The organism is Paenibacillus sp. B01, from assembly GCF_009649995.1.
Lineage (GTDB): Bacteria > Bacillota > Bacilli > Paenibacillales > Paenibacillaceae > Paenibacillus_O > Paenibacillus_O pasadenensis.
This window is the reverse complement of the sequence record NZ_CP045802.1, coordinates 4,690,630-4,713,801: the sequence shown is the minus strand read 5'-3', so window position 1 is coordinate 4,713,801 and position 23,172 is coordinate 4,690,630. Positions and strand designations below refer to the sequence as shown.

The following is a 23,172-nucleotide window of genomic DNA, read 5'->3' as shown; positions in this document are numbered from 1 at the left end:
AGGATGCAGGCGTGCCGCCTTGATGCAGGCGTCCCCTGGACGCAGGGCGTCGCGTCCCGGTTAGGTTCAGCCTGCTTTCTTATGGTAAAGTAATAAGATACTGCCTCATAAGGCTGTCCATTCGCTGAAGGAGCTTGATGGAATCATGGAGATTTTTCTGCTGACGATGGCGCTGCTGGTCATGATCGGAGCCTCGAACGTCATCCAGCGCCTCATCCCGTTCGTTCCGGTGCCGATCATCCAGATCGGGCTCGGCATCGCGGCGGCGTACATGCCGTTCGTGCATCATGTGCCGTTCGAGCCGGAGCTGTTTTTCGTGCTGTTCATCGCGCCGCTGCTGTTCAATGACGGCAAGATCACCCCGCGCGAGGAGCTGTGGCGGCTGCGCTCGCCGATCCTGCTGCTGGCGCTGGGCCTCGTCTTCGCGACCGTGCTGCTCGTCGGGCCGTTCATCCACTGGCTGATCCCGGCCATTCCGCTGTCGGCCGCGTTCGCGCTCGCCGCGATCCTGTCGCCGACCGACGCGGTCGCGGTCGGCTCGATCTCCGGCCGGGCCAAGCTGCCCGGCGGCATCCTGCGCCTGCTCGAGGGCGAGGCGCTCATGAACGACGCCTCCGGCCTCGTCGCGTTCAACTTTGCGATCGCGGCGACGGTGACGGGGTATTTCTCGATCACGCATGCGGCCGGCAGCTTCATCGTCATCGCGCTCGGCGGACTCGCCGTCGGCGCGGCGCTCGGCTTCGCCGCCGTCTGGCTGCGGGTGTGGCTGCGGCGCTGGGGGATGGAGGACATCACCGTCCATATGCTGATCCTCATCCTGACGCCGTTCCTCATCTTCCTTGCCGCCGAGCATCTGCATGTGTCGGGCATCCTCGCCGTCGTCGCGGCGGGCGTCGTGCATGCCGTCGAGCGCGACCGGATGGGACCGTCGACGATCCGCCTCAACGTCGTGTCCGACAGCACCTGGTCGGTCATCCTGTTCTGCCTGAACGGCCTCGTGTTCATGCTGCTCGGCTTCGAGATTCCGGCCGTCATCACGAAAATATGGGAGGATCCGAACTACCACAACGGCCAGGTCATCGGCTATATCTTCGCGATTACGGCGCTGCTGCTGGCGCTGCGCTTCGTCTGGGTATGGGCGAGCGACCGCCGCTGGAAGCCGGCGCTGCTGACGGCGCTGTCCGGCGTGCGGGGAGCCGTGACGCTGGCGGGCGCGTTCTCGATCCCGCTGCTGCTCGGCGACGGCTCGCCGTTCCCGGAGCGCAGCCTCATCCTGTTCATCTGCGCCGGCGTCATCCTGCTGACGCTCGTCATCGCGAGCGTCTTCCTGCCGCTGCTCACCCGCGAGCCGGGGGCGGCGCCGAAGGTCGGCGCGGAGGCCGCCGCCAAGGAAGCGGAGCGGCGGGCGCGCATCAAGGTGCTGGAAGCCGGCCTGAGCACGGTGCAGGCCGAGATGCGCGAGGACAACCAGGCGGCGGCGCTTGCGATCAAGGCCGACTACGCCCAGCGGCTGCAGGAGCTGCGCATCGGCCTGGCGGCCGACACGGAGTCCCGCTCGGCGGTCGTGCCGCTGCGGCTGGAAGCGCTGGAGGCCGAGCGCCGGCTCGCCCGCGAATGGCTGGCCGACGGGCGCATCACGCCGCAGCTGGAGGAGGCGTTCCAGTCGTCGCTGAACCGCGTCGAGCTGGCGTTGACGAATCGCTTCAAGCTGCTGGCGGCGCTGCTGTACGGCTTGTTCATCCGGCTGTTCACCAAGCGCGGCCGCCTGCGCAAGGCGCTTGAAGGCCGAGCGGGTGAAGGAGGAGTACAAGGATCTCAAGCAGGCGGCCATCGGCGCCTCGATCGAGCGCCTGCGCGAGCTTGAGGGCGAGTACAGCCCGGACCTCATCCAGGCGATGCTGGGCCATTATCGCGAGCTGGCGCTGCGCCTGCGCGGAGACCGGTTCGGGCGGGGCGAGACGGGCACTGCCGCCGAGCGCCGCGAGCTGGAGCAGAAGGCGGTGCAGGCCGAGCGCAACGAGATCCAGCGGCTGTTCGAGGAAGGCGGCATCGACCGCAAGCTCGCGGCCAAGCTGCGCGTGTACGTCAACTACCGCGAGGCGAGCCTGCAAGAGAACGAGCAGCTCGGCACGCACGCCGCCCATTGACGGCGCATGCGTCAGGATCTAGAAAGGACGGAGAGAGATGAGCCCAGACAAAGCGGATTTTTCCAAAAAGACGGCAATCCCTCATCAAGAGGAAGAGGGGCCGCGTGAGAAATCGGGCTTGGATGCAGCCCTGGCGGTGAGGCGGGCTCTCGGGCCGATCGGGCAGGAGCTGTCGGCAGACGCAGTCAAGGTGTCGCCTCCGGCGGCCGAGCAGCTCCGCCTGCAGCCGATGACGATCGCCCATTACGCCGGGGCCTATGCGCTATGGGAGCGGACGGAAGGTCTGGCGCTGAGCGGCGCGGACTCGCTGGAGGCGATCGCCTCCTATCTGGAGCGCAACCCGGGCATGAGCTTCGTCTGCCTGAGCGGCAGCCGGGTCGTCGGCACGTCGATGTGCGGCCATGACGGCCGGCGGGGCTATCTCTACCATCTGGCGGTCGATGCGGAGCACCGCGGCCGAGGCATCGGCCGGCAGCTGGCGGAGCGCTCGCTCGCGGCGCTCGGAGAGGCCGGCATCGAGCGCTGCCACCTGATGGTGCTCGAGGACAACGAGAGCGGCGTTGCTTTCTGGAGCCGATCGGGCTGGACGCGCCGCAGCGGCATCCTGCTGTTTTCCAAGGATCCAAGCGGCTTGGCCGTGCCGGAATCCGGCTAGCCGGCCGCCGCCGCATCCGTCCCTTGCAGTCCCGTCTTCGGCCAAGGCCGAGGCGGGGCTGCTTTTGCTTGGACATCCGCAGGGAAGCGGCTCTCGCGAAGAGCATGCTATAATGGCGCCAGGATCTTGAAAAGGAGCAACGTCATGAGACTGGATTTCAGCGAGAACGGATATGCGGTGTCGACGGAGGGAATGTCGATCGAGCTCCTGCCGAAGGAGTATGCCTTGCTTCATTTTCTCAGCCGCAACCAGGGGCAGGCCTTCAGCCGCGAGCAGCTGCTCGACCGCGTATGGCCGCGCGAGTATCCGGTCGAACGGACGGTCGACGACCATATTTACCGGCTGCGCAAAAAGCTGGCTCCGCTCGACGGAGTCGAAATCCGCACCGTGCGGGGCTTCGGCTATGTCCTGACCATCGGCGGCGGCGGCGATCCGTGCAAGCCCTCCGCGCAGGACGGAGAGCTGCAGGAGCAGATGCGGGAGATCTTCGTCAAATACCATCGCTACGGCCAGGGCAAGTCGATGCTGGCGCTGGCCCGCCAGCAGGATGTGCTCGGGTTCGAGCTGGACCCGTTCTATGCCGTCTACACCCGCTTCGTGCAAGGCGACGTGCAATGGCTGCTGGACGGCGGCGGCCTGAAGCCGCCGGAGCGGCTGTACTGGCTGCTGCTGTTTTTCCTGTTCGCCGGGAAGCCCGAGGAGAGCCTCGCCTACTGCGAGCGGGCGCTCGCTGACGGACGGCTGCCGGAGAGCCAGCATCGCGAGGTGGAGCTGCTCAACATTCTGGATCTGTATGCGGCGTCGGGCCGGCCGGAGGCCGCGCTGGAGCGGCTCCGGCACACCCGGGAGCGGATCGCCCGCGATCCCGGCTTCAAGAGCTTCGAGACGCCGGCGGCCGTCTCCGAGCTGTACGCCCGGCTCTACATGGAGACGGACGATGAGCGGCTTCAGGCTCTGGAAGCCCGCATCGAAAGGCTGCTGGCCGAACAGCCTTTCCTGAGGGAGATCGGCAGCTTCCAGATCGTCAGCGGGCTGAGGCGCCTGCGCGCCGGCGACCGCAAGGCGGGGGAAGCGAGGATCGACGAGGGGCTCGGCGTCCTGGACATCTCCGGCTTCGTGCCGATCAAGCTGTTCGGGCTGTTCCGCATCGTGCAGCTCTGCCGGCAGATGCCTGTCCCCGGCGCGGAGGCTGCCGTCCGCCGGTACGAGCGGCAGTTCGCGGAGGAGTCCGCCCGCTGCGGCCTGCCCGGCCTGCTGAGCCGGATCGGACGGGAGCTCGAGGCCGGACTGCAGGGCTGATTTCAGCGTCGCGCCCCGGACGGATTTTTTGGCGCTCCTCTGATCATCCTCTGACATTCCGGCGCTAAAGTGGATCTCAACCAACGGCTTCCCGCCGGACAGGAGAGATCCGTCATGACCCATCCATCCGCAGCAGGCCGCGGCCTGCTGGCCAACAAGGCTTACAGGCGCGTCTTGGGCGCCTATACGTTCGCCGTCTTCGGCGACTGGTTCGATATGATCGCCATCCAGGTGCTCGTCGCCTACCGCTGGGGAGCGAGCCCGCTCATGCTGGCTCTCATCCCCGTCAGCCTCGCTCTGCCCGGCATCGCGTTCGGCTCCTTTGCCGGCGTCATCGCCGACCGGGTCGACAAGCTCAAGCTGATGCGGCTCTGCGATCTGGCTACGGCGCTGCTGACGGCTTCTTTGCTGCTCGCGCCGAACCTTTACGCGCTCTTGCCGCTGCTCGCCCTGCGGTCGGCCGTCTCCTCGCTGAACGTGCCGGCCCAGCAGGCGCTGACCCGCAGCCTCGTCCGCGAGGATCAGCTGCTGCAGGCATCCTCGCTGAACGGCCTCGTGAACCAAAGCTCCAAAATCGCCGGACCGCTGCTCGGCGGACTGACGCTGAGCGTCCTTTCACCGGGCTGGTGCATCGCCCTCAATGCCGTCCTGCGGCTGCTCTCCTGCCTGCTGCTGTTCTTCGTCAAGCCGGAGGCCGCGGCGTCCGGCGCCGCCCGCGGCGCTGGTGCGCCGGCGAGCGCCGGCGATGACGGCCCTCCGCCGATTCCGGCCCGGCAGATGTGGCGGGAGGGCTGGAGCTTCATCCTCCGCTCGCGCCTGCTGCGCAATACGATGCTGTTCGGCCTGGCGGGCACGCTGCTCATCCAGATCGTCGACTTCCAGTTCGCCAGCCTGTTCCTCGCGATCGCCCCTGAGCGGGACGAGATGCTGGGCTGGCTCATCGCCGCGGCGGGCGCCGGAGCGGTGGGCATGATCGCCCTTATGAACCGCGCCGGAGCGAAGCTCAGCCACGGCGTCCGGCTCGGCGGAGGCTACGCGATGATCGGCGCTGCCATCGGCGGGCTCGGCCTGCTGCAGCCCGGCGTCGCCGCGCTGCCCGTCCTGCTGCTCGGCCTGCTGCTCGGCGCCGGCAACGGCATGTTCATGGTCGCCTTCAGCTATTGCCTGCAGAAGGAGACGCCTCCCGCCATGACGGGAAGGGTGTTCGGCATCCAGAGCATGGTGCTGGGCACGGTCATGATCGTGGCGCCGCTGCTCGGCGGGCTGCTCGTCGGCCTGGCCGGACCGCGCCTCATCTTTGCCGGCCTCGGAGCCCTGATCGCGGTCGTCGGCGTCGGAGGCCTGCTGCTCGCAGGCCGGCTGTGGCCGGCCTCGGCGCCCGTCCAGAGCCCGCCTCCCGTCCGCGCGGCCCAAGGCTGAGCGCCGCTGACGGACGCGCGCCGCCGCTCCTGCGTCGTCGACGCCATGCGAAAAAAGACGCCTCATCGAATCGTCATCGGCTTGGCCCCCTGGGGGGCGCCAATGTCCATTCGGCGGGGCGTCTTTCCTTTTCCGCGGCGGTCAGCTCATGTTTTTTCCGTAGAAGATCTCGTCCATCTCGGCCTTGAGCTTCTCCGTAATCTCGTCCTGCTCGGCGCGGCTCAGCTTGTCCCGGGTGTAGCCGAACAAGTAGTTGTCGAGGTCGAACTGCTTGAGCTTGCACTTCGTGTGGAAGATGTTCTCCTGATAGACGTTGACGTCGATCATATGGAACAGATCCTGCGCCTCGTCGGGAATGTAGTTCTGGATGGAGCTGATGTCATGGTCGATGAACAGCTTGTGCCCGGTAATGTCGCGCGTGAAGCCTCGCACTCGGTAGTCGATCGTCATGATGTCGGTATCGAACGAGGAGATCAGGTACGTCAGCGCCTTCAGCGGGCTGATCTCGCCGCAGGTGGAGACGTCGATGTCCGCGCGGAACGTGCTGATGCCCTCGTCCGGATGGAACTCGGGATACGTGTGCACGGTGATATGGCTCTTGTCGAGCTGCAGCACGACGTTGGCCGGCATCGGGCCTGGCGACTCGTCGAACGCTTCCTTGGGCACCTGGACGACCGGCCCCTCGGAGACGAGCAGCGTCACGCTCGCGCCCTGGGGCTCGTAGTCCTGCTTGGCCGTATTCAGCACATGCGCGCCGATGATGTCGGCGACATGGCGGAGGATGCCGTCGAGCCGATCCGAGTTGTACTGCTCGTCGATGTAGGCGAGGTACGCCTCGCGCTCTTCCTTCGTGCGCGTGTAGCAGATGTCGTACATGTTGAAGCTGAGCGACTTCGTCAGGTTGTTGAAGCCATGCAGCTGAATCACTTGCTCGTGCGTCAGTTTCATCCGGCAGTCCTCTCCTTCGCTGCGATAAGTCCGTCTTCCTTATTACCCGGCCGCGGCAAAATGACCCAAAGGCCCCGAGCGCCGGCGCTCAGCCCTGCGCCTTCGGCACCGGCGGCACGGCCGCATCGGCGCCGTCCTTGCCGGACGCGCCGCCGCCGGCGCGCGGCCGCCGCGAGCGGGCGGCGGCCGGATCGAGCCGGCGCTGGAGCGCTCCGAGGCCGATATCCGCTACGATCGCGAGCAGCGCGGCCGGCAGCGCGCCGGAGTAGATGCGCAGCGAGTTCTGGCCGTTGATGCCGGCGTACACCTCGCGGCCGAGGCCGTCGCCGCCGACGAGCGGCGCGATCGTGGCGACGCCGATGGCGATGACGGCCGCGACGCGCAGGCCGGTCATCATGTACGGCAGCGCGAGCGGCACGCGCACGCGCCACAGCTGCTGCCAGCGGCTCATGCCGACGCCGCGCGCGGCGTCGATCAGGCTGCCGCTCACCTGCTGCAGCCCGACGTAGGTGTTGCGCACGATCGGATTGAGCGAGTAGAGGAACAGCCCGGCCATCACGGTCGCGTTGCCGAGCCCCATCCACAGCATGAGCAGCACGAGCATCGCGAGCGAGGGCACGACCTGCAGGATGCCGGTCACGGCGAGGACGAGGCGCGCCGTCCAGCGGCCGCGCATGCACAGGATGCCGAGCGGCAAGCCGGCCAGCAGGGCAAGCCCGACGCCGGCGGCGACCATCTGCACATGCTGGAGGAAGTATTCGCCCATAAGCCCGCGGTTGCGCCAGAAATAGTCCGCGAAGTCGGCGAACGTCATGTCCGGTTCCGTCACTTCGGAATCAGCCCTTTCTGCTTCAGGTAGGCGAGGGCGACCTCGCGCTCGCTCTTTTTCTCGATGTCGACCTGGTAGTTGAGCCCGATCATCGTCTCCGCGTCGATCGCGCCGATCAGCGGCCGCAGCGCCTCCTTGACGCCGGGATGGAGCGCCTCCATCTTCTTGCGCATGACCGGCGAGGCGTCATAGGGCGGGAAGAAACGGCGGTCGTCCTGCAGCGTCTGGAGATCGAACGCCTTGAGCCGGGCGTCGGTGGAGTAGGCGAGCACGATGTCGACCTGCTCGTTCTTGACCGCCGTATAGACGAGGCTCAGCTCCATCGGATACGCCTTGGCGAACGAGATGCCGTACTCCTGCCGGAAAGCCGGATAGCCGTCGCTCGCCCGCTCCAGCCAGGACGTGTCGACGCCGAAGCGCATCGAGGCCGCATCGGGCTTGATGTCGGAGATGCGGCGATAGCCGCTGGCCTCCGCGACCTGGCGGCGCACGGTGAAGGCGTATGTGTTCTCGAAGCCGAGCGGATCCATCCAGTCGAAGCCGTAGTAGCGGTCGAAGCCCTCCTGCGCCTGCCGCAGCACCTCGGCGCGGTCCTTGGACAGGCTCTCCAGCGGGAAGTGGTTGTTGAAAATCTCGCCCGAATACAGCGTCGCCAGGTCGATGTCGCCGCGATCGAGCGCGCTGAAGACGAGCGGGCTGGCCGCCAGGTCGGGAATGACCTTGACGTCGAGGCCGGTCTTCTGCTCGATGAGCGCCTTGTACATCTCGGCGAGGATTTTCGTCTCGGTGAACGTCTGCGCCCCGATCCGCAGGTCGGGCCGGGCGCCGCAGCCGGCTCCCGCCAGCGTCAGCAGCAGGACGAGGCAGGCGCTCGCCGCCGTCCTCGCCGCCCGAGGCTTGCCGGCCAGAGCCTTTAGAGCCGTCGCTGTCTTCGGCCAGCGCCAGCCGCAGCGTCCCTTGTCCGTGCCGCGCTCGCCGCATCGCCGTGCCAGGCTCATGCCGCCGCACCTCCCCGCAGGCCGAAGCGGCGTCCGAGCGCGGATTCGAGCCAGCCGAGCAGCAGGTCGGCGGCGAGCGCCAGCGCGATCGCGCCGAGCGCGCCGGCGACGATCAGATACGGCTGGTTGACGCCCATGCCGGAGACGATGAGCTGGCCGAGGCCGCCCGCGCCGACGAGCGTGGCGAGCGTCGCCCAGCTGATGACGTACACCGTCGTCAGCCGGATGCCCGACATGATGTACGGCACGGCGAGCGGCAGCTGCACCCGCAGCAGCCGCTGGGCGGCCGAGTAGCCGAGGCCGCGCGCCGCCTCCAGCACATGCGGATCGACGGAGCGGAAGCCCTCGTACGTGTTGCGCAGCACCGGCATGATCGAGTAGAGCAGCAGCGCGAGCACGGCCGGGCGCGCCCCGATGCCCATGAGCGGGATGAGGATGGCGAGCAGCGCCAGGCTCGGGATCGTCTGCAGCAGGTTCGCAAGGAAAAAGACGGCGCTGTTCAGCCAGCCGATCCGGCTGTAGACGAGCAGCACGCCGAGCGGGAGCGAGATCGCCGAGCCGATGAGCACGGCGATCAGCGACAGCGTCAGATGCTCGCGCAGCGCGAGCAGCAGGTCCGGCAGCCGCTCGCCGAGAAACTCAAAAAAAGAGAGGCCGTCGCTCATGAGTGCTCCTCCCGAGTGCCGCTTTGCGGGCCGAGGCCGGTCGAGGAGCTGGCGGGGGGCTCCTCCCTGGTGCCGCCATGCGGGCCGAGGCCGGTAGAGGAGCCAGGCTCCTCCCCGTTGTCGCCATGCGGCAGCTTCTCCGCCAGATGCCGCACGACGCTGCCGCGCGTGATGAGGCCGATGAAGCGGCTGCCCTCGTCGATGACGGCGACGTTGTGCAGCCGGTGGCTCGCCAGCAGCTCGACCGCCTGCGTCAGCGGCGTGCCGGACTGCACGGAGTAGCGCACCGGCATCATGACGTCGGCGACCGTCTTGTCCTCGTCGCCGTAGCTGTCCATCACGTTGTAGATGGATACGCTGCCGAGCAGCTTGCGCTGGCGGTCGACGACGTAGAGCGAGTCGACCTTGCGCCGCTCCATCGTCGTGATCGCCTCGGCCAGGCCGCGTCCCGGATAGGTGACGGCCGGCTGCGTCACCATGACGTCGTTCACCGTCGGCCCGTCGGCCATCACGAAGCCGCCGAGATCCGGTCCGGCCTCGCGCTCGGCGACGTCCGCCGCTCCGCCGGCCTCGAGCCGCTTCTGCCCGATGAACGTGCGCACGAAGTCGTTCGCCGGACGCCGCAGCATGCGGTCCGGCGTATCGCTCTGCACGACCTCGCCGTCCTTCATGAGCACGATCCGGTCGGCGATCTTGAGCGCCTCGTCCATGTCGTGGGTGACGAACACGATCGTCTTGTGCAGCTCCTGCTGGAGCCGCGCCACGTCCTCCTGCAGCTGCTCGCGGCTGAGCGGATCGAGCGCGCTGAACGGCTCGTCCATCAGGATGATGTCGGGATCGGCCGCCAGCGCGCGCACGACGCCGACCCGCTGCTGCTGCCCGCCGCTCAGCTCCGACGGATAGCGGTCGCGGTACAGGTCGGGCTTCAGCCCGACCATGTCGAGCAGCTCGTCGACGCGCCGGGCCGTCTTGTCCGCGTCCCAGCGCTTCAGCCTCGGCACGACGGCGACGTTGCGCCCGATCGTCATATGCGGAAACAGGCCGACGCTCTGGATGACGTAGCCGATGCTGCGCCGCAGCTCGACCGGATCGATCGAGCGGATGTCGCGGCCGCCGATCTCGACCGTGCCGCTCGTCGGCGAGACGAGCCGGTTCACGAGCCGCATCGTCGTCGACTTGCCGCAGCCGCTCGGGCCGATCAGCACGGTCATTTCGCCTTGGCGGAATTCGAGATTGATGTTCTTGAGGGCATGAAAGCCGTCGTCATAGCGTTTGTTCACGTCGCGGATCTGGATCATCGTCATCCTCGCTTCACCTCCGGATGCGGCTTCATGCCGCGCATGCGATGGGTAAAGTATGTTCCTGATGCTGGAGCTTCATCCGTCCGCTCCCTGCCGCGCCTCGCCGGCCGCCGAATTGGCGCCGCGGAATCGGAACATGCTACAATTTAGCAATCGGGGAAAGGGGAGGACGGAGCATGGAGCAGCAGCTTCCGCCAAAGATGACGGTGTACCATGTCGCGGGCGTCGCGACGTATCCGTCCACCTTTTACGAATGCCGGCGCCGCCTCGAGCGGCTGCTCGGCTTGATCGGCACGGAGGCCGAATTCGAGACGCTGTTCCCCTACGGCGACTATTCGCGGAGCCTCTGGCGGCAAGTGTGGGAGGTCCGCTCCGACCTGGCGCGCCGCGTGCTGCCCTCGCGGATCGGCGGGCGCTCGATGGTCAAGGAGATCGAGCGCACCTACGGCGGGGCTGGCCCGATTCTGTTCATCGGGCATAGCGGAGGAGGGCTGGCCGCCTATCAGGCCGCCCGCCTGCTCCATCAGCGCGGAGTGGACGCCGAGCTGCTGCGCGTCGCCCAGGTCGGCTCGCCCAAGACGCCGATCGACGACGCGCTGCAGGCGTCGGTCGCGTATTTCTACGCGGTCGACGCCGCCGGCAAGCCGGACGATCCGATCACGCGCATCGGCGGCTGGGGCGGCTGGCGGTCCGTTCCCGGACGGATGCCGCAGTGGAGCCGCGTCCGCCATGCGCCCGGCCATGTGGAGGGGCTGCCGGTCATCGGCGGGCATACGAACTATTTCCGGCATCAGCTTCCCTATGTGGACGCCAGCTCGCGCAGCAATCTGGAAAAGACCGTCGACGCGATCTATTCCTGGTTGAAAGCCGGCTATTCGTCCGCTACACTTATAAAAGGTTAGCTGATTCAATAAAGAAAGGGGAATCTTCCATGCAGGCCATTATCCGCAACGAGGACCGGTACCACCGCGAGAGCGACTGGCTGAAAAGCAGCTTCAGCTTCAGCTTTGGGGAGTTTTACGACGAGGCGAATCGCAGCTTCGGGCCGCTGTGCGTATTCAACGAGGACATCATCGCCGGGGGCAAAGGCTTCGGCGCGCATCCGCACCGCGAGATGGAGATCGTCTCCGTCGTCCTGAGCGGCCGGCTGAAGCATGAGGACAGCGCGGGCAACAGCGCCGTCACGACCTATGGGGGAGTGCAGCGGATGACGGCCGGCACCGGCATCGTGCACTCCGAGGTCAATCCGGATCCGGAGGAGCCGGTCCATCTGCTGCAAATCTGGCTCGCCCCGCAGACGCGGCGGCTCGAGCCTTCCTATGAGACGAGCGTCTTCGATCCCAAGTCGGCGCGCGGCCAGCTGCTGCCGATCGTTTCCCGCGATGCGGCCGGACCGGGAGCGGCCGCCATTCATCAGGACGTGACGTTCTATCTGACCGTGCTGGACGAGGGAATGACGGTCGAGCATTTCACGCGCGAGGAGCGGCTGCTGTATCTGTTCGCCATCGACGGCCAAGCGGAGATCGAGGGCATCGGCGAGCTGTTCAAGGGCGATACGCTGCGGGCGGACGGCCTGTCGCGGCTCTCCCTCAAGGGCGGCGCGGGCGGCGGCCGGCTGCTGCTGCTGGACATGGGCGCGGGCGCGCCGGCCGGAGGAGGAGAGGGCGCATGAGCGAAAAGCGCAGCGAGAAGCTGCTCATCAAGCTCGTCATCGGCCGGACGCTCATCGACACGGCCGAGCACAAGCTCTCCGCGCATGTCGAGGAAGGCGGCCGCGGCTGGATCATCACCGTCAGCGCGCTGACGCCGCGCGAGGCCGACTATATCGGAGCGAACGTCGGCCAGCTGAACTTTTTCCACTTCATTACGGAGGCGGTCGGCGGCGAGGAGCGCATCCGCAAGTTCTGGCTGTATGATCTGGACGAGCCTGCCTATCAGTACGACCCGGCGACGGGCGAGGCGATCTTCGAGGTGAACGCCAGAGTGGCGTATTCCAACGAGCGGGTGTAGACTTTAAGGACGAGCCGCTCGTCTAACGAGCGATGCCGGAACCGCCCAGGCCCAAGCGCCATAGGATGGAGCAAGACCGGAAAGGAGGGGCCCCATGGCCAACACGCATACGTACACCCGCCGCGAGGAGGTCGCGAACGCGATCACCCACGGCATCGGCACGGCGCTCAGCATCGCGGCGCTCGTCGTGCTCATCGTTTTCGCCGCCTGGAAGGGGACGGCGATGCATGTCGTCAGCTTCACGATCTACGGCACGGCGATGCTGCTGCTGTACACGGCTTCGACGCTCGTGCACAGCTTCCGCGACGGACGGATGAAGGACATTCTCGAGGTGCTGGACCATTCGTTCATCTATGTGTTCATCGCCGGCACGTACACGCCGCTCGTGCTGCACACGATCGGCGGATCGCTCGGCTGGACGCTGTTCGGCATCGTCTGGGGGATCGCCGTCGCCGGCGTCGTGTTCAAGGCGTACTTCACCAAGCGCTTCCTGTTCACGTCGACGCTGCTGTACATCCTGATGGGCTGGATCGTCGTCTTCGCCTGGGGCCCTCTTACCGCGAGCCTCGCTCCGGCGGGCCTGACGCTGCTGATCGCCGGCGGACTGCTGTATACGGTCGGCACGGTGTTCTACGTCTGGCGCAGCTTCCCGTACCATCACGCCGTCTGGCATCTGTTCGTGCTGGCGGGGTCGATCGCGCATTTCTTCACGATCCTGCTGTACGTGCTTCCCCGCTGATCGGGGAGGCTCCCTATCCTAAAAGAGCCCGCCGCTCCAGCTTCCGATCCTCTTGGGTCGGAAAGCCGAGCGGCGGGCTGTTTTGGCTGCTGCCGGTCGAAAGCTGTTCAGATCATGTCGAAGTCGATGATCCGCCAGTGATGCTTGATCGCCTGCTCGAGCCGGAGCTTGTCGCGCTCGCGGAACAGCTGCGCGATCAGCCGATGCTCGGCGTTGACCTGGCGGAGCAGCGACGCGAGCCGGCCCTTGTCGTCGCTGGCGTAGCTCTGGCGCATGAAGCCGTTCTTGAGCGAGTGGAGGCTGTCGACGAGCGGCGAGTTGCCGCAGCGGTTCTGGTAAAAGTCGTGGAATTCCGCCTGGCGGGCATAATAGCCGCCGAAATCATGGGCATCGAGATCGTCCTCGATCGCCTCGACGATCCGGTCGAGCTGCTTCCAGTCGCGTTCCTCCAGCCGTTCGCAGGCGAGCGAGGCGGCGAGCGCGTCGAGCGTGCCGAGCAGGAGGGAGTAATCCTCCTTCTTCTTGCGGTCGAACGCCTTCACCGTGAAGCCCCGGCGCGGCAAGTAGTCGAGCAGATTGTCCGAAGACAGCTGGAAAAGCGCCTCCCGCGTCGGCGTGCGGCTGATGTCGAGCCGCTTGCAGATTTCCGCCTCGTTGATCTTGGAGCCGGGCTGCAGGCTGCCGTCCTGAATGCGCTGCGCGATATATTCGTAGACATGGTCCTTCAACGATTGATACTTGAGCTGCATGCCGAAGACTCCTTTGCGGCGTAATGGCGATCATCCTGCTATGTATGGTTATGCAATATAATGTATACAAATGATCTACCGTCATCATATCACTGCCTCCTTGCCTCATCAAGCTTCTTTCCGTCTGAAATGGAAATAAAAGGCGGGCCTGGGGGGCCGCCATCGGAAACGTCTGAAAATTCCGTTGATGGTTTTCGAATCCTATGTTATGATCTCTTCCATAACTCTCTCTTTTTTTTGATTCAGACTGAATATTGTATACATAGGGGTGAGCCGGCGGCGACCCGGACGCTGGGACAACCGCCCCATTCGGGCGCAGCAGGAATCGGACAAGCGCTGTCCGAATAGGATAGAGCAGCCCATTCTTTGCTCGAATTCGAGCAGCGGGGATTTTCGCTGGAAGACGCTTTTCCGCCTGGATGCCGAGGGCATGCAGGTTTTTTACCGGCATGATTTGTATACAAAATACAATATGCATATTGATGCAGACGGGAGAGGATTTATGAACTCGGCTCGCACGATTGAACTCTCGGAACGGTATGCGGCGCACAATTACCATCCGCTGCCGGTCGTCATCGAAGAAGCCCAGGGCGTCTGGGTGAAGAGCCCGGAGGGCAAGTCGTACATGGACTTTCTGAGCGCCTACTCCGCGCTCAACCACGGCCATCGCCATCCGAAGCTCGTCGCCGCGCTCAAGGAGCAGGCCGACAAGGTGACGCTGACCTCGCGCGCGTTCCACAGCACCGCCGCCGGTGAATTTTACGAGAAGCTAGCCCGCTATACGGGCAAAAGCCGCCTCATCGCCATGAATACGGGAGCGGAGGCGGTCGAGACGGCGCTGAAGGCGGTCCGCCGCTGGGCGTACCGCGTCAAGGGGGTGCCGGACGGCCAGGCGGACATCATCGTCTGCAGCGGCAATTTCCACGGGCGCACGCTCGCCATCACCTCGTTCTCGTCGCATGAGGAGTACAAGAGCGGCTTCGGCCCGTTCCTGCCGGGCTTTACGATCGTTCCGTACGGCGATCTGGCGGCGATGGAGGCGGCGATCACGCCGCATACGGCGGCGATCCTCGTCGAGCCGATCCAGGGCGAGGCCGGCATCGTGCTCCCGCCGGACGGCTACCTGCGCGGCATCCGCGAGCTGTGCGACCGCCACCGCGTGCTGATGGCCGCGGACGAGATCCAGACCGGCTTCGGCCGCACCGGCTATCCGTTCGCCTGCGACCGCGAGGGGGTCGTGCCGGATCTGTACATCATGGGCAAAGCGCTCGGCGGCGGCATCCTGCCGATCTCGGCCGTCGCTTCCAGCGATGAGGTGCTCGGGCTGTTCGAGCCCGGCTCGCACGGTTCGACGTTCGGCGGCAATCCGCTCGCCTGCGCCGTCTCGGCAGCCGCGCTGGACGTGCTGGAGGAGGAGGATCTCGCCGGCCGCTCGCTCCGTCTGGGCGGCCTCGTCATGGAGCGGCTGCGCGCCATGGGCAGCCCCGCGGTCAAGGAAATCCGCGGCAGCGGCCTGTTCATCGGCATCGAGCTGCAAGGTCCGGCGCGTCCGTACTGCGAGCAGCTCATGCAGCTGGGGCTGCTTTGCAAGGAGACGCATGAAAATACGATCCGGCTGGCGCCGCCGCTGACGATATCGGAGGAGGAGCTGGAGTGGGCGCTGGAGCGCCTGCGGCTCGTGCTCGTCGGCGACGGCCACGGACTGGATTGAAGCGGTTGACGTGAATGAACTGAATCTGACCTCGAGCTGAATTCGATTTCCATTCCATCGATAAAGGGGCAATCCGATATGTTCAGCTATGCCGAATCGTTCCACAGCCGCCCGGAAGCGGCGAAAAAAATCCAGCTGATCCATGCGCCGTTCTGGCTGGGAGGCGGAAGGGCGGGCGCCGAGCTCGGCCCGGAGAGCATCGTCGAGGCGGGCATGAAGCGCCAGCTGAAGCATATGGGCCTCGAGCTGGCGGAGGAGATCGTCGTCGATGTGCCGCGTCTCGCCGCCGAACCCGCGACCGCCGGGACCAAGATGAAATACTTGGCCGAGGTGAAGGAGATGGCGGGACTGCTCGGCGAGCAGGTGCACCGGGCGGCCGCGGGCGGACGCTTCCCGCTCGTCCTGGGAGGAGACCACAGCATCGCGATCGGCACGCTGGCCGGACTGACGGGGCATCGGGGCAATCTCGGGCTGATCTGGTTCGACGCGCACGGCGACTTGAACACGGAGGAGACGACGCCGTCGGGCAACATCCATGGCATGGCGCTGGCCGCCGCGATCGGGCGGGGCGGCTTCACGCTCGCCGACATCCCGGGGGCGGGTCCGTTCATCCGCAAGGAGAACGTCGTCATCATCGGCGCCCGCGACCTCGATCCGGGCGAAAGGGAATTCATCCGCGCGGAAGGCATCCGCTGCTTCACGATGCATGAGATCGACCGCATGGGCATCCATGCCGTCATGGAGCAGGCGATCGCCATCGCCGGCGACGGCACGGACGGCGTGCATGTCAGCTTCGACCTCGACGTGCTCGATCCGCTCGAAGCATGCGGCGTCGGCACGCCGGTGCCGGGCGGGCTGAACTACCGCGAAGCGCATTATGCGATGGAGCTGCTGGCCGAAAGCGGCCTCGCCACGTCGCTGGAGCTGGTCGAGGTGAATCCGCTGCTCGACCCGAGCCGCCGCACGTCGCGGCTGGCCGTCGAGCTGGCCGCCTCGCTGCTCGGCAAGCGGATTCTGTAAGGCGGCGCGCCCGCAGCAGGGACGATGCGCAGCCGCAGGCCAGCGCGCCAGGCGCCTGCGTGACGCCGGGGCGCGGCAGATCGCCAACTAGTTAGCCTCTCGATTGGTGTGCGGGACATCGGCGGATGGAGTGAGGTCCGTTTTTACCCGTTGATTGGTTTACGGAACGCTAGCTGAGCGGATAGCGGCAACTCGCTGCTGGCTCATACGACGCGTGAAGGAAGTTTGAGCTCGCTACGCACGGTTTTTCCGCGCGTAGCGAACCAGACCGAGGGAGCCGAGCTCGCTACGCACAGTATTTCCGCGCGTAGCGGGCCAGGCCGAGGGAGCCGAGCTCGCTACGCACGGTTTTTCCGCGTGTAGCGGGCCAGGCCGAGGGAACTGAGCTCGCTACGCACAGTATTTCCGCGCGTAGCGGGCCAGGCCGAGGGAGCCGAGCTCGCTACGCACAGTATTTCCGCGCGTAGCGGGCCAGACCGAGGGAGCTGAGCTCGCTATGCACAGTATTTCCGCCCGTAGCGAGCCAGGCCGAGGGAGCTGAGCTCGCTACGCACAGTATTTCCGCGCGTAGCGGGCCAGACCGAGGGAGCTGAGCTCGCTACGCACAGTATTTCCGCGCGTAGCGAGCCAGGCCGAGGGAGCTGAGCTCGCTACGCACAGTATTTCCGCGCGTAGCGGGCCAGGCCGAGGGAGCCGAGCTCGCTACGCACAGTATTTCCGCGCGTAGCGGGCCAGACCGAGGGAGCTGAGCTCGCTACGCACGGTTTTTCCGCGCGTAGCGCCCTCGATCTAGCGAGGCAATTCCTCCCGTGGCAGCTAAACCCGTCCATCTCCATCGCCGCCGCCATAGACGCGGCAGTTGCGTTCCGCATCCAACGGCATGCGTTCGGATAAGTTTGGTCTCGGAATCTATGAATAAAGATGCAGATTGATCTCGATTCGCGCCCGATCGCGATTTTTCGCTATTTTCTCGAAAAAGGGCTGGGCAGAAGGCGGGCGGGGTGTTATAATTTCTCCCATACAATATACAATGTTATGAATATTGTATACATAGCATTCAGCGAGCAAGGGGAAGAAGAGAGATTTCATTCGGGGAGGAATGAACGTTGGTCGAACAGAAGCGCAGCAAAAAGGCGAGAAAGCCGTTCCTGGCGGCAGTCGTCGCGCTGTCCGTCGCAGGCACGCTCGTATCTCCGGCTGGTTGGGCGGTCACAGCCTATGCCCAAGAAGCCGCGGTCGTCACGGAGCCGACAGCATTGCCTTACAACGTACTGGCGAGCACGTCGCTGCAGCCGGGACAAGCCGGCTACGACGCGTATGTGTATCTGAACCATCTGGCAGGCGCGATCGGCGCTCGTCCGGCGGGCTCGGCAGAGGAGCAAGCGGCCCGGGATTACATCAAGCTGCAGTTCGAGGACATGGGCTACAGCCCTACGGTCACGGAGTTCACGTATACGACAAGGACAACTCAAGGCAAGTCGAACAACGTCGCCGCCGTCAAGCACGGCAAGTCGCCGCGCACGATCATCGTCGGCGCCCACTACGACAGCGTGAAGGCGCCGAGCAAGGGTGCCGACGACAACGCCTCTGGCGTCGCCGTCATGCTTGAATCCGCTAAAGCGGTATCGCAGCAGCAGGATCTGCCTTACACGATCAAGTTCGTCGCCTTCGGCTCGGAGGAAAACGGTAAGCAAGGCTCAGCTGCCTACGTCGCGGCCATGAGCGAGGAAGAGAAGGCGAATACCGTCGCGATGATCAATCTCGACAGCCTCGCCGCCGGCGACAACATGTACGTCTACGGCGACGAAGGCGAGGCCGGCTTCGTCCGCGAGCAGGCGCTCGCCATCGCGCAGCGGCTGAACCTGGACCTGCAGACGCAGCCGGGCGAAAACGCCGAGTATCCGGCCGGAACGACGGGCGATTGGAGCGACCATGCGCCGTTCGAGGACGCGGGCATTCCGTACGGCTATCTGGAAGCGACCAACTGGAGCCTGGGCGACAAGAACGGCTACACCCAGACGGAGAAGGACGGCGAGATCTGGCATACGGGCAAGGATACGCTGGACTATTTGAACACGAACTATCCGGGCCGCATCGAGGAGCGCCTGAGCACGTTCGCGTCCGTGCTGACGCAGCTGCTCCGGGAAATCAAGGAGCCGGGCGCGAAGCTGGAGCTGAGCAGCGACAAGGCATCGCTGACGAAGAAAAGCGAGATCGAAGTCGAGTTCACGGTGCCGAGAGGCTTTACCGTATCGGATGACACCTACTTGAACTGGAGCTTCGGCGGCAAGCCGCTGTCCGACTGGAAGCAGCGCGACGCCAGCGCCAAGCCGACGAGCAATGCCTTCATTTATTTGAAGGACAAGCCGGTCGTCGCAAACGGCAAGGTGACGGCGACGGTTGTGTTCGACCAGGCGTACAAGGTCAACAACCAGCCATACGAGCAGCTGAACGTCTCGCCGTCGACGCTGCGCCGCGACTATCCGAGCCTGCTCGGCACGCATGAGCTGATGGTGACGGACAAGCAGGGCGAACGCATCGGCTCCGCGCCGATCAAGCTGAACGTGTACGACTCGTACCGCACGTACGACGAGATCCGTCCGGAGATCGACCGCATCACGGCCGAGTCCAAGGCGGGCCGCTACATCGAGACCGAAGTGCTCGGCAAGTCCGTGCAAGGCCGCGACATCAACTTCACCGTGCTGGCCAAGGACAAGGCGTCCGTCGACCAGTACGTGAACGAGACGCTGCCGCTCATGATGGACGATCCGGCCGCGCTGCAGGCGAAAATCCGCAGCGGCCAGCTGACCGGCTACAAGGTGCCGATCTGGATCAACAACATCCATCCGGACGAGGCGCCGGGCGTCGACGCGATCCTGAACTTCTTCGAGGAAATGACGAAGAAGGACGAGATCTCCTACGAGACGACCGATGCCAGCGGGCAGAAGCAGCAGGTGACGATCGACATCGACGAGGCGCTCGACAACGTCATCTTCCTGATGAACTTCACGCAGAACCCGGACGGGCGCTTCCTGAACACCCGCGCCAACGCGAACGGGTTCGACCTGAACCGCGACAACTCGTACCAGACGCAGCCGGAGACGCAAATCGTCGCCAGCGAAATCGCGAAATGGTCGCCGCTGTCGTTCCTGGACCTGCACGGCTTCGTGGGCGAGTTCCTGATCGAGCCTTGCACGCCGCCGCATGATCCGAACATCGACTACGACCTGCTCATCGACAGCATGGTCGAGCAGGCGGATGCGATGGGTCGCGCGGCGATCGCCAACACGTACTACGACAAGTACCATATCCCTTACCTTGAGGCGAAGAAGCTGGCCGAAGGCAAGGATGGCGAAGTGATCGCGAACGCGACCGGATGGGATGACGCATCTCCGGCCTACACGGCGGTGTACGCGATGCATCACGGAGCGCTCGGCCATACGATCGAGATTCCGGAGCTCAACGAGGAGTCGACGACGGCGCTGCTGTACACGCTGTTCGCCTCGACGGACTATGTGATCCACAACAAGGAAAAGCTGTTCCTGAACCAGCTTGAGGTATACAAGCGCGGCGTGGACAACGTCGACAGCCCGAACGTCGACCAGTATCTCGTGAACGCCGAGTATGAGCCGATCGGACGTCCGCGTCCGGAAGGCAAGAGCTTCTTCCCGGACTATTATGTACTTCCTGTAGACGCATCGCTGCAAAAGAACGCGCTCGAAGCGGCCAATATGGCGAACTACCTCATCCGGGGCGGCGTGAAGGTCGAGCGCACGACCCGTCCGGTCCTCGCCGGCGGCGAGCTGTATCCGGCCGGCACGTACATCGTGCCGATGAACCAGGCGAAGCGCAGCTTCGCGAACCTGGTGCTGTACGACGGCATCGACGTCTCCGACTTCGGCGAGATGTACGCGGACATCGTGCAAAGCTTCTCTTATATGAGAGGATTCGACCGCTATGCCGTCTATGACAAAGGCGCATTTGCCGGCGCCACTGAGCGCGCGGCCAAGGCGGCCAAGCCGGCCAGCTCCCTCTCCGGCAGCGGCGACGCCTATGTCATCCGGAGCACGAACAACGACGCGGTCCGCGCGGTGAACGAGCTGACGGCGGCCGGCAAGACGGTCACGCTGCTGACGGCCGGCGGCGCGGGCTACGAGAAGGGCGACTACCTCGTCTCGTACGAGAGCCTGAAGCCGCTGCTCGCGAAGTATTCGCTGCAAGCCGTCCGCTACCCGGGCGGAACGATTTACGGCAAGCCGCTGCCTGCGGTGAAGGTCGCCGCCTCCGGCGTGCCGGCGTTCGCCCTCAAGGATCTCGGCTTCAACGTGACGACGGACGCCGCTGCGAGCGACGTGCTCGTCAATACGTGGAACAAGCCGCTCGTCGAAGCGGGCAAGCCGTACATCGGCTACGGCCGCGCGGCGATGAGCACGCTGAAGACCTCCGGCCTGCTGCCGGGCTTCGACTTCAAGACGACGGGCAGCACGCATGAGGGCCTGTTCAAGGCGACGATCAGCCAAGACAGCATCATCGGCGCTCCTTATGAAGCGGATGACTATCTGTATACGCAATCCGGAACGTTCGTGACGAGCGTGCCGAGCGGCTCGACCGTCGTCGCCAAGGCGAGCGGCGATCCGGACTTCTTCATCGCCGGCTGGTGGCCGGGACATGATGCGGTCAAGGGCCAGACGATCGGCTTTACGTACCACAAGGATCTGACGTATGTGACGGCATTCTCCAACGAGCTGACGAACAAGGCGCATCCGCAGGCTCAATACCGCCTGCTGGCGAACGCCATCTACAACGCGGCGACCAAAGCCGAGTTCGCGGATGCGGGCAGCATCGTCGCGCCGACGCCGACGCCGGATTCGGGCGGCCCGATCTATGTGCCGACGCCGACTCCTACGCCTAGCCCGACGCCGACTCCGTCGGCAGAGCCGACGGCTACGCCTAGCCCGACGCCGACCCCGGTCGTCGTGCCGAACTTCAAGGATCTCGGACCTGTCCTGAGCTGGGCGGGATCGGCCATTCAGGAGCTTGCGGCCAAAGGCATCCTGAAGGGACTGACCGAGGACGCCTTCGGTCCGAAAAAGACGCTCACCCGTGCTGAATTCCTGACGATGCTGGCGCGCGCTTACGGGCTGCCTGCCGCCAGCGGCGGGACGAGCTTCAGCGACGTGCCGGCGGGAGCCTGGTACAGCGAGGCGATCGCCAGCGCCGTAGCGGCCGGCATCGTGCAGGGCACCGGCACCGGCAAGTTCGAGCCGAATCGCGCCGTAACCCGCGAGGAGATGGCGATCATGGCCGCGAACGTCTGGAAGCTGAAGGCTCAGCCTGCCGCTCCGGACACCGCTTCGACGCTTGCCGGCTTCGCCGACCAAGCCAAAATCGGCGGCTACGCCAAGGACGCCGTCGCGCTGCTCGCCAGCGCCGGCATCATCCTCGGCACCGGCGACGGCAACTTCACGCCGAAGGGCGACGCGAACCGCGCCCAGGCGGCGGTCATCGTCAGCCGCCTGCTGGCGGTATCCTAGATGCCGAGCGGAACCTAGCATGCGAAGAAAGGACTGCCTGCGGGCAGTTCTTTCTTGCTGCTAAGACAAGCAACGGATGAAGCGATGATGCGGTAATCCGATAAAGCTTATTATTTTGCTTGCAGCATCGACATGCAGGGAATAAATGCTAGTATTTTGGGTAATATTGTTAAGTCGACTGCCTAATTATGCCCGGCAGTTGTGCGGGAAGTCCGGCAATGTTATACTGGCTTCCGGTAATTAATTATTACTTTTCGTGCATAATTCATCACAACTCATAGAGGCAGGGGAGATGCAGCCAATGAAAAAGGTTTGGACGGTTACGATTGCGGCAGCGCTGCTGCTGACGGCATGCGGACAAAAGACGACGAACGAGGGCGGAGCGGGAGCGACGGCTTCGCCGGCGCCGACGGCGGAGGCATCGGCAGCCCCGGGCGGACTGCAGATGGACAAGCTCGTGCTCGGCACGAGCGCGGACTACGCGCCTTACGAATTCCACAAGAAGATCGACGGCAAGGACCAGATCGTCGGCTTCGACATCGAGATCGCCAAGGAGATCGCCAAGGATCTCGGCGCCGAGCTGGAGATCAGCGACTCGGACTTCGACGGGCTGCTGCTGGCGCTGAACGGCGGCAAGGTCGACCTGGTCATCTCCGGGATGACGCCGACGGAGGAACGCAAGCAGAACGTCGACTTCTCCAAGATCTACTATAAAGCGGAGCAAGGCGTCATCGTGAAGAAGGGCGAGGAAGGCAGCTACGGCTCCCTGGACGATCTGAAAGGCAAGAAGATCGGCGTGCAGAAGGGCTCGATCCAGGAAGGCATCGCCAAGGAAGTCGAAGGCGCGAAGCTGACGTCGCTGGCGAAAATTCCGGAGCTGATCCTGGAGCTGACGAGCGGCCGCGTGGACGCGCTGATCGTGGAGAAGCCGGTCGCGGACCAATACGTCAAGACGCAGGACAGCATCGCGCTGGCGGACGTGAAGATCGAGCAGTCGGAAGAGGAAGCCGGCTCGGCGATCGCGATCAAGAAGGGCAATCAGGAGCTGCTGGACGCCGTGAACAAGACGATCGACCGCTTGCAGGCGAGCGGCGACATCGACCGCTTCGTCGTGGAAGCGAACGAGCTCGTCGGCGAATAAACGACGG

17 protein-coding genes and 1 pseudogene are annotated in these 23,172 nt (G+C 65.0%); 12 read left to right on the top strand and 6 right to left on the bottom strand.

Annotated elements, in window-relative coordinates; all coding sequences use genetic code 11:
- Positions 1–145: 145 nt before the first annotated feature.
- From GE073_RS20235 to GE073_RS20220, 4 genes and pseudogenes are all read left to right on the top strand, one after another.
- Positions 146–2,147, top strand: a pseudogene (locus GE073_RS20235) (Na+/H+ antiporter).
- Positions 2,148–2,265: 118 nt separating this feature from the next.
- The gene (locus GE073_RS20230; RefSeq protein ID WP_228551676.1) at positions 2,266–2,802 is read left to right on the top strand and encodes a GNAT family N-acetyltransferase; all 537 of its coding nucleotides are present in this window, start codon (positions 2,266–2,268) and stop codon (positions 2,800–2,802) included.
- 144 nt (positions 2,803–2,946) lie between these two features.
- A complete protein-coding gene (locus tag GE073_RS25845; protein WP_153784182.1) occupies positions 2,947–4,101 on the top strand; it encodes a winged helix-turn-helix domain-containing protein in 1,155 nt (384 codons plus the stop codon).
- A gap of 114 nt (positions 4,102–4,215) precedes the next feature.
- A complete protein-coding gene (locus GE073_RS20220; RefSeq protein ID WP_153784181.1) occupies positions 4,216–5,520 on the top strand; it encodes an MFS transporter in 1,305 nt (434 codons plus the stop codon).
- Between the two features lie 141 nt (positions 5,521–5,661).
- Here GE073_RS20220 and speD read toward each other — a convergent pair whose 3' ends face one another.
- The 5 genes from speD to GE073_RS20195 all read right to left on the bottom strand — a co-directional run bounded on the left by speD (position 5,662) and on the right by GE073_RS20195 (position 10,258).
- Positions 5,662–6,468, bottom strand: coding sequence for an adenosylmethionine decarboxylase (gene speD, locus GE073_RS20215; RefSeq protein WP_028600743.1), 807 nt, complete (start codon positions 6,466–6,468; stop codon positions 5,662–5,664).
- An 88-nt stretch (positions 6,469–6,556) separates the two neighbouring features.
- Entirely contained in the window at positions 6,557–7,297 is a 741-nt protein-coding gene (locus GE073_RS20210) for an ABC transporter permease (protein WP_416362096.1), read from the bottom strand.
- The gene (locus tag GE073_RS20205) at positions 7,294–8,295 is read right to left on the bottom strand and encodes a glycine betaine ABC transporter substrate-binding protein (protein ID WP_153784180.1); all 1,002 of its coding nucleotides are present in this window, start codon (positions 8,293–8,295) and stop codon (positions 7,294–7,296) included. Before GE073_RS20205 ends, GE073_RS20210 begins: the two co-directional genes overlap by 4 nt.
- The gene (locus GE073_RS20200) at positions 8,292–8,960 is read right to left on the bottom strand and encodes an ABC transporter permease (RefSeq protein ID WP_153784179.1); all 669 of its coding nucleotides are present in this window, start codon (positions 8,958–8,960) and stop codon (positions 8,292–8,294) included. The genes GE073_RS20205 and GE073_RS20200 overlap by 4 nt, the downstream gene beginning before the upstream one ends.
- A complete protein-coding gene (locus GE073_RS20195; protein ID WP_153784782.1) occupies positions 8,957–10,258 on the bottom strand; it encodes an ABC transporter ATP-binding protein in 1,302 nt (433 codons plus the stop codon). The genes GE073_RS20200 and GE073_RS20195 overlap by 4 nt, the downstream gene beginning before the upstream one ends.
- A 179-nt stretch (positions 10,259–10,437) precedes the next feature.
- Between GE073_RS20195 and GE073_RS20190 the strand changes: the two genes are divergently transcribed.
- The 4 genes from GE073_RS20190 (at position 10,438) to trhA (ending at position 13,010) form a co-directional block, all read left to right on the top strand.
- Positions 10,438–11,163: a hypothetical protein gene (locus GE073_RS20190; protein WP_028600745.1), complete on the top strand. Its 726-nt coding sequence runs from the start codon at positions 10,438–10,440 to the stop codon at positions 11,161–11,163.
- 29 nt (positions 11,164–11,192) lie between these two features.
- Complete coding sequence (locus GE073_RS20185; protein WP_153784178.1) at positions 11,193–11,933, top strand: pirin family protein; 741 nt, start codon at positions 11,193–11,195, stop codon at positions 11,931–11,933.
- Entirely contained in the window at positions 11,930–12,271 is a 342-nt protein-coding gene (locus GE073_RS20180; protein WP_153784177.1) for a hypothetical protein, read from the top strand. Before GE073_RS20185 ends, GE073_RS20180 begins: the two co-directional genes overlap by 4 nt.
- Positions 12,272–12,365: 94 nt before the next feature.
- Entirely contained in the window at positions 12,366–13,010 is a 645-nt protein-coding gene (trhA, locus tag GE073_RS20175; protein WP_028600748.1) for a PAQR family membrane homeostasis protein TrhA, read from the top strand.
- Positions 13,011–13,117: 107 nt separating this feature from the next.
- Here trhA and GE073_RS20170 read toward each other — a convergent pair whose 3' ends face one another.
- Positions 13,118–13,759 (bottom strand): GntR family transcriptional regulator, encoded by a 642-nt coding sequence (locus GE073_RS20170; RefSeq protein WP_028600749.1) that lies wholly within the window; start codon positions 13,757–13,759, stop codon positions 13,118–13,120.
- 502 nt (positions 13,760–14,261) lie between these two features.
- Between GE073_RS20170 and rocD the strand changes: the two genes are divergently transcribed.
- The 4 genes from rocD (at position 14,262) to GE073_RS20150 (ending at position 23,165) form a co-directional block, all read left to right on the top strand.
- Positions 14,262–15,470 (top strand): ornithine--oxo-acid transaminase, encoded by a 1,209-nt coding sequence (gene rocD, locus GE073_RS20165; RefSeq protein ID WP_153784176.1) that lies wholly within the window; start codon positions 14,262–14,264, stop codon positions 15,468–15,470.
- 78 nt (positions 15,471–15,548) lie between these two features.
- Entirely contained in the window at positions 15,549–16,490 is a 942-nt protein-coding gene (gene rocF, locus GE073_RS20160; RefSeq protein ID WP_052333667.1) for an arginase, read from the top strand.
- Between the two features lie 1,106 nt (positions 16,491–17,596).
- On the top strand, positions 17,597–22,024 hold the full coding sequence (locus GE073_RS20155) for a M20/M25/M40 family metallo-hydrolase (protein ID WP_153784175.1): 4,428 nt from the start codon (positions 17,597–17,599) through the stop codon (positions 22,022–22,024).
- 301 nt (positions 22,025–22,325) lie between these two features.
- Entirely contained in the window at positions 22,326–23,165 is an 840-nt protein-coding gene (locus GE073_RS20150; RefSeq protein WP_028600753.1) for an ABC transporter substrate-binding protein, read from the top strand.
- The last annotated feature ends 7 nt before the right edge of the window (positions 23,166–23,172 follow it).

Bases quoted from the DNA above. Each gene is read 5' to 3' on its own strand.
- GE073_RS25845 (WP_153784182.1), top strand. From the start codon at position 2,947: ATGAGACTGGATTTCAGCGAGAACGGATATGCGGTGTCGACGGAGGGA.
- GE073_RS20220 (WP_153784181.1), top strand. From the start codon at position 4,216: ATGACCCATCCATCCGCAGCAGGCCGCGGCCTGCTGGCCAACAAGGCT.
- speD (WP_028600743.1), bottom strand. From the start codon at position 6,468: ATGAAACTGACGCACGAGCAAGTGATTCAGCTGCATGGCTTCAACAAC.
- GE073_RS20205 (WP_153784180.1), bottom strand. From the start codon at position 8,295: ATGAGCCTGGCACGGCGATGCGGCGAGCGCGGCACGGACAAGGGACGC.
- GE073_RS20200 (WP_153784179.1), bottom strand. From the start codon at position 8,960: ATGAGCGACGGCCTCTCTTTTTTTGAGTTTCTCGGCGAGCGGCTGCCG.
- GE073_RS20195 (WP_153784782.1), bottom strand. From the start codon at position 10,258: ATGATCCAGATCCGCGACGTGAACAAACGCTATGACGACGGCTTTCAT.
- GE073_RS20190 (WP_028600745.1), top strand. From the start codon at position 10,438: ATGGAGCAGCAGCTTCCGCCAAAGATGACGGTGTACCATGTCGCGGGC.
- GE073_RS20185 (WP_153784178.1), top strand. From the start codon at position 11,193: ATGCAGGCCATTATCCGCAACGAGGACCGGTACCACCGCGAGAGCGAC.
- GE073_RS20180 (WP_153784177.1), top strand. From the start codon at position 11,930: ATGAGCGAAAAGCGCAGCGAGAAGCTGCTCATCAAGCTCGTCATCGGC.
- trhA (WP_028600748.1), top strand. From the start codon at position 12,366: ATGGCCAACACGCATACGTACACCCGCCGCGAGGAGGTCGCGAACGCG.
- GE073_RS20170 (WP_028600749.1), bottom strand. From the start codon at position 13,759: ATGCAGCTCAAGTATCAATCGTTGAAGGACCATGTCTACGAATATATC.
- rocD (WP_153784176.1), top strand. From the start codon at position 14,262: ATGAACTCGGCTCGCACGATTGAACTCTCGGAACGGTATGCGGCGCAC.
- rocF (WP_052333667.1), top strand. From the start codon at position 15,549: ATGTTCAGCTATGCCGAATCGTTCCACAGCCGCCCGGAAGCGGCGAAA.
- GE073_RS20150 (WP_028600753.1), top strand. From the start codon at position 22,326: ATGAAAAAGGTTTGGACGGTTACGATTGCGGCAGCGCTGCTGCTGACG.